This window comes from Deltaproteobacteria bacterium (genome assembly GCA_021737785.1).
Taxonomy (GTDB): Bacteria; Desulfobacterota; DSM-4660; order Desulfatiglandales; family Desulfatiglandaceae; genus AUK324.
Genome location: JAIPDI010000046.1, coordinates 36396 through 42838 on the forward strand (window position 1 = coordinate 36396; position 6443 = coordinate 42838).

General features: G+C 50.5%; 5 protein-coding genes. 1 reads left to right on the plus strand and 4 read right to left on the minus strand.

The features are described 5' to 3' along the window. Positions 1-31 precede the first annotated feature (31 nt). From K9N21_19030 to K9N21_19045, 4 genes are all read right to left on the minus strand, one after another. A complete protein-coding gene (locus K9N21_19030) occupies positions 32-433 on the minus strand; it encodes a type II toxin-antitoxin system HicB family antitoxin (GenBank protein ID MCF8146007.1) in 402 nt (133 codons plus the stop codon). Positions 434-437: 4 nt separating this feature from the next. After that, positions 438-626 (minus strand): type II toxin-antitoxin system HicA family toxin, encoded by a 189-nt coding sequence (locus tag K9N21_19035; GenBank protein ID MCF8146008.1) that lies wholly within the window; start codon positions 624-626, stop codon positions 438-440. A gap of 324 nt (positions 627-950) precedes the next feature. Beyond that, positions 951-1661, minus strand: coding sequence for a DUF4919 domain-containing protein (locus K9N21_19040; GenBank protein MCF8146009.1), 711 nt, complete (start codon positions 1659-1661; stop codon positions 951-953). Positions 1662-1665: 4 nt separating this feature from the next. Next, positions 1666-2439 carry a phage Gp37/Gp68 family protein gene (locus K9N21_19045; GenBank protein MCF8146010.1) on the minus strand — a complete coding sequence of 258 codons (774 nt, stop codon included), beginning with the start codon at positions 2437-2439 and terminating at the stop codon, positions 1666-1668. Between the two features lie 1344 nt (positions 2440-3783). Between K9N21_19045 and K9N21_19050 the strand changes: the two genes are divergently transcribed. Then, positions 3784-6144 (plus strand): tetratricopeptide repeat protein, encoded by a 2361-nt coding sequence (locus K9N21_19050; GenBank protein ID MCF8146011.1) that lies wholly within the window; start codon positions 3784-3786, stop codon positions 6142-6144. Positions 6145-6443 lie beyond the last annotated feature (299 nt).

Below are 6443 nucleotides of genomic sequence, written 5' to 3' on the forward strand. Positions count from 1 at the left end.
GGCTCCCGGCTAACCGATTCGACAGTGCGTTTTACTGACGAGAAGCCATGTATTCAGTTGCTGCTTGAGCCAAGATGCCGGATCGGGTTTCACCATGCTTTTTGGCAAAATAATCCAATGAAGTCAGCAACCTTTCCGGCATGGTGATATTAATCCTTTTTGACTTGAGGGACAATTTACTCAGATCTACTTCAACGATTGCCCATATGCCGCCTTTAAAATCAGGGTTTTCTTTGTGCCTCTCAATATTTGTAGAAACCGGGATGGGTTCCGAGTCAATCAGAATGCCTTCAATGTGACACTCGGCGGCTTCCTGGGCATTGGCTAAAGCCTCTTCAATTGTTTCCCCTGCGGAAAAACAACCCGGCAAGTCCGGAAACGTAACGCCATAATCCGAATTTTCATCTTTGTGGATTACTACCGCGTATTTCATCCTTTCACCTCCATTGCCAGCCCGCCTGCCGGTAAATATTTCGAAGAGTGCCGACAGGGAGATCCTTATTTGGATGAGGAACTGTCACCTTACCTGGTTTTTCAGGATGCTTGAATTGATGATGGTCTCCTTTTTTATGATGGAGAATCCACCCATCCTTCTTCAACCGTTGTATAATTTCCCCACTTTTCATCATGTGTATTATACACACTATCGGCTTGGTTGTCAATGATACCATGGAGGTCTATTGGCGAACCAGCGGGTCAGCCGCGGCACAAGGCCCCCGCCGGAATGGATTGGAAAGGGGGCAGCTCAAACCGGAGACCTTCAACTTTCTCGGATTCACACACATCTGTGGAAAGACGAGGAAGGGCGGCGGGGGCCCAAAGGCCAAAGCACGAGATCAGGTGAGGCACGATGGGCATATCGCGGCGTCAGGATCTCCAGCTACGTGAGGCAAAAAGGGGTTTGTCCTGACCGAGCATGGTTTTCCCAAAACCCCGAGTCCCACGTCACATCACCGTCCACCGCCAAGCAGGTCTTTAAGTCGTCGAAATCGCTTTGCTCTTGAGATGCGTTTCCTGAGTCGTCTGGTCATGTGAGCATCCTCGTCAAGGTCTTCCAGCATTGTCAGCATGCTTTCTGCCCTTTTCAATTCATTGATCTCCATGAAATAGAGTCCAAGCAGGCCGAAAAAGGAGACGGCCTCCGTTACGTGAAAGGCGTTTCTTTCCGGGTAAAGGAGCTTCAGATCGAACTTATGTTCCACTATTTCTGGTATCTTTTCAGTTTCACCCCTTTGCAGGCAAATCTCTGCATAATTCATTTTGGCGAATAGGTATCCGGGATTTCTTCGGTAGTTTTCCTCAACGATTTCAATCATCTTATTTGAATCCCCGACATGTGAATAGGCCCCGGCCAGATAATTGCAGATACGCGGGTGTTCGGGATAGAGGCCCCTTAATTCCTCCAGTCGAGGGATGGCTTCCTTGGGTTTTTCAACTGACAAAAGATAGAGCTCGCTGATTTCTTTCTCGATTTTTGCTGGTACCAGATGCGAATACTCATCGTCGATCGGATCGTATGTAATTGAATAACTTATTAAATCCATGACCTTGGCGTCATCTCTCTGTTGGCTCCTCTTGGATGCCGGTGCAGCCATCCGTCTTGCCGTGGGCTGTCTGCGTTTTACCTTTCGATGATTTGCCGTTTTTTTTGTCTTTTTCATAGAATCAATCACTCTCTTTTCGCTGCGTCGCAGAGACCGACCCCGCCAGTGCCGGCATCTCATCCCAGGTCCGGCCGAGGAGGTGTCTCCCGTTGGCCTTTCTGGATCGCCGCTTGCCGTCCGGTCCCCAGACGCCCCATTGTTTGAAAAAAAAGGGGACCTGCCCCAAATCGCACTGGTCTTTGATTGATTGCACCCACGCGGGTTTCATGGGTCTGGCGCGGGGCCCGGATTCTCCGCCCACGATCACCCAATGGATGCCGGCAAGATCGAGATCCCCCAGGTCCTCCAGCAGGGGCTCCATGCAGAGGAATCGGACCGGGGCATCGATGGTTTTGAGGGTCGCCATCCTTGGGAGACCGTGTTCCCGGTTTTCCACGGTCACACCGATCCAGACGTTTTTCGGGACCTCTCTGGAGGACAGGAAGCGGGCCATCCTGTCGGCCCGCTTGGTGAGCAGCTGATAGATGTGCCGGGGCGTCTGTGCCATGACGGCGAATATCCGGTCGATAAAATCGTCCGGCACGGCCTTGTGAAACACATCGCTCATGGAATTGACAAAGTAGACAGTCGGTTTCCGGCGCAACAGGGGGGCGTTCAGTCTATCGGGATGGACCGTCAGGGTGAACCCGTTCGCGTACCCTTTCATGCCCATGGCTTTCAGACGCAGGGCCATCCTCTCCGCAAAGCAGTTCTGACAGCCCGGCGACACCTTGGTGCACCCGGTACATGGGTTCCAGCTCTGCTCGGTCCATTCGATGGTGCTCCGCGTCGTCACCCAGACAATCCTCCGATTCCCTCCAGGCCTGTCGACAAATGGTGCTCCCCGATCGATTTTCCCCATCGAGGCGGCCCGGCGACCATGCTGAGGCTACACCATTTTGGATGACGAGACAACATCGCGATTTCACATACACTCAGCGAATCAGAATCGGTGAAAGGGGGTTTTCTTTTGTCGGCCTCTGAACGACAAACGAAAAAGGCAAATCCCTTTGCGTCCTTTGAGCGGTTCATGGGTCCATGCCATCAGAAAAGAACCGTCTGCGGCACACCCAATGCCGGGGATAGACCCCGATGCCCGGGAAACCCGCCAGACACGCCTTATAGTATTGGTACCCCTTGGGGTCAACGACAAAGTGCCGATGTGCGGCCCTGCATCCGGCAGGCCAGGGGATAGGACCCGGCCGCTCCACCGTGGCAGATGCGCAGCTTCACGGTCCCGCCTCTCTACACTGGCAGGTCGCTCCCGTCGTACTCAATCAGCCGGGCCACATCGGATTCGTCAAAGCGGTGCTGGGCGGTTTTGGCGATGATCATGGATGGGACCTCCCGTCGTTGGCTCGTGGGATAAGAAACAAAAAGGCCGGTACGGATTGCCTCCCTGCCGGCCTAGACTCTCGCCTCGGGCGAATCAGGTCATTTAAGCCAACTTTCAAACAAAAATCCTTGACAAACGACAAAAATCGGATACATAAAAGGCCTATCCAAAAACTCGGCAACTCTTCACCTCACAGCCCAACCCATAGCGCAGCTTAGGCACCCCCTCAACCCATCCTCTTTTCCCGTAACAGCGTTGATTCGGACAGCGATTGGCAAGGAGCTTATTATCTCTTTTCTAAAAAAAGTTTAGCGACCATTCAAAAAGGCGTCTTTTGAGAGTCGCTGGAAACGTAGGCATATACCAGGTTTTGGGTGACCCGAAATCTGTGGGATTTCCAAAAGATACCTTTTGTATCCTTCACTTATTGACTTTTCAACCTTTCATTTTGTAGCCTTCACGAATTGGCGAGTGCTCAGAGACGATGATCATGCACGTAGTCCTTTCCCGAGGGCAATGCCATACACAAAGAAACCTTAGGCAAGCTGTTTTATTTTTCAATCCCAAAATTTGCCACAATAAGCCGATCCGTGTAACCGAATTTTCCTTGACATTAAACGGCTTCTCTATATGAAATAGGATTCGCTATTAGTATTATCCATTCTTTCCCCCAGTGAACAAAACAACATAACTTTAACCTTCTGGAGTCTGTCATGATACAACTCAATCGGAAGGTTCCAATTAAAAAGCCTCCAAGGGACTTTTGTATGTCCATGGGGGCTTTTCAATTTACTGGGTCATCCCATGAACACAGAAAGATTTGAGCGCAAACTGACCGCTATCCTAAGCGCCGATGTCAAAGGGTACAGTCGTCTCATGAGGGCCGATGAGGATGAGACTGTCCGGACGCTCACGGCTTACCGAAGGGCTATCGCCAGGCTTGTCGTGAAATACCGCGGGAGGGTGGTGGATTCTCCGGGCGATAATCTCCTGGCCGAATTTGGGAGTGGTTTAGATGCGGTGAATTGCGCTGTAGAGATTCAGCGGGAACTCGCCGAGCGAAATGAGGAGTTAACCCCTGAGCGCAAGATGGAATTTCGCATCGGTGTCAACTCAGGGGATGTTATTCAGGAAGGAGAACGGATCTACGGGGACGGTGTCAACATCGCAGCGAGAGTCGAGGGCTTGGCTGCAGGGGGAGGGATTTCCATCTCTGGGACGGTGTATGACAGCATTGAGGGTAAGCTGGGATTGGAGTTTGAGTATCAGGGGGAGCACGAGGTCAAGAATATTGACAAACCGATACGAGTGTATCGAATTCTATCTTATCCTGGCGCAGCCGCTCACAGAGTTATAAAGGCGAAAAGGGCTGTAGGAAAAACATGGCGTAATGTTGTCTTGTCAATAGTCGTTGTCCTTATTCTGGGTGGAGGGGCCTTGGCAGTCTGGCACTCTTACTTACGTCCCTCACCTACTAAGGTGGAGGTTGCCTCCAAAAAAGCCCCTGCTCCTAAGTCATCCGACAAGACGCCAATACCTGTATCTGATGAGCCCTCTATCGCAGTTCTCCCTTTTGCCAACATCAGCGGCGACCCAAAGGAAGACTATCTGAGTGACGGGATCACTGAACAGATTATCACGGCGCTGTCCAAAACACCACGGATGTTGGTGATTGCCCGCAATTCGGTCTTTACCTACAAAGGCAAGCCCGTGATGGTGCAGCAGGTCAGCGAGGAGCTGGGTGTGCGGTATGTGCTGGAGGGAAGTGTTCAAAAATCGGGAGACAAACTGCGGATCACGGCCCAGCTCATTGATGCCAGGACAGGGAATCACCTATGGTCGGAACGCTACGACCGGGACCTGAAAGACCTGTTTGCCCTCCAGGATGGTATCACGAAGAACGTGATAACGGCCTTGCAGGTTAAACTAACAGAGGGAGAGACTGCGTCTGGTTTAGGCAAAGGCACAAAAAACCTGGAGGCATACCTGAAATTGTTGAAGGGGCGATACCATCATTTGCGCTTTAATAAAAATGATAATGAGATAGCCCGACGGTTATATGGAGAGGCCATTGCATTGGACCCCAATTATGCCCGCCCATATGTACTATTGGCCTGGACTTATTTCCATGAAGCCGAGTTTGGATGGACCAAAACCCCTGGAAAATCATATGAGAAGGCTGTAGAACTGGCAAAGAAGCCACTCTCCCTTAATGAACAAAGCCCCCGAGCTTACATGGTGTTAGCCAATGTGTATGCTAAGACAGGGCAATTTGACAAGGCTGTGGCTGCGCAAAAAAAAGCCTTAGCCCTCGATCCCGCCAGCTCTCTTATAAACGCCTTCTCTGGCAATGCTCTGTTCAGTGCGGGCAAGTTCAAGGAAGCTATTCCATTTTTTGAGAAGGCGATCCGTATAGACCCCAAACACCCAAGCTGGTACCTCTCTCCATTGGGCGGGGCCTATTTCTGGACAGGCCAGTATGAGAAGGCTATTGCGATAGCTAAAAAAGGGGTCAGTCACGCGCCTAAGAACGCTGACGCACATGCCTATTTAGGGGTTGCTCTTATTGCTGCAGGCAAGCCGGAGGAAGCCGTTGGGATGCTTGACAAAGCGTTGAGCCTGAACCCGGATAGTCTAGGTTGGTACAGTCCAGGTTGGTACGCAGGCAACTTAGCCGTTGCCCGTGCCTGCACGGGACAAACTGAGGAAGCCATTACAACGATGCAGGAAGTGTTTAATCGTAACCCTAAAGATGCTGAATCCTGCCGTAATTTGTCATGGGTTCTGATCCTTACAGGGCGGCACGAGGAAGCCCTTTCGATGGCTAAAAAATCAATAAGCCTCAGACCTAAGCCTGAACGTGAACCGTTTGTCTATGAGACTTTAGGTTTTTCATATCTTGTGATGGGCCAGTATGAAGAGGCGATCGCAGCATTTAAGAAAGCGATCGATCTTTGGCCTGACTTTTTGTCTTCGCACATTGGTTTGACAGCATCTTATAGCCTGTCAGGCCGTATGGAAGACGCTGGTGCTGAAGCCGAAGAGATTCTGAGAATAAATCCGAGAACCTCTTTGGAGAGTATTGGTAAGTATGGTTGGTATAATTTTCAGAGGGCCACCAAGGAACGCTTAATCGACGCTCTGCAGAAGGCTGGTTTGAAGTGAGATGAATATGCGTCTTGGAGGAATGAAGCCTGTACGAAAGCCCTGTCCTGTATGACAGTTTTGTACCTGAAAATTCAAAAAGATAATTGAGGTTTTCTGATATTTAGGGAAACCTTCTGATGCAAGATGCCTATATTATCCTTGAATTGGCCGGGGTTCTGGGTTACTTTTGGTAGTCCTAAATAAATTGACTAACTAATAAGTGCAGAATACGACACGGATGCTGAAAACTTCCCTGCGAAAATGTCATCCTCCCGAATCCATAGAATAGGGAACTGCCTTAAGGTCAAAGATTCGTC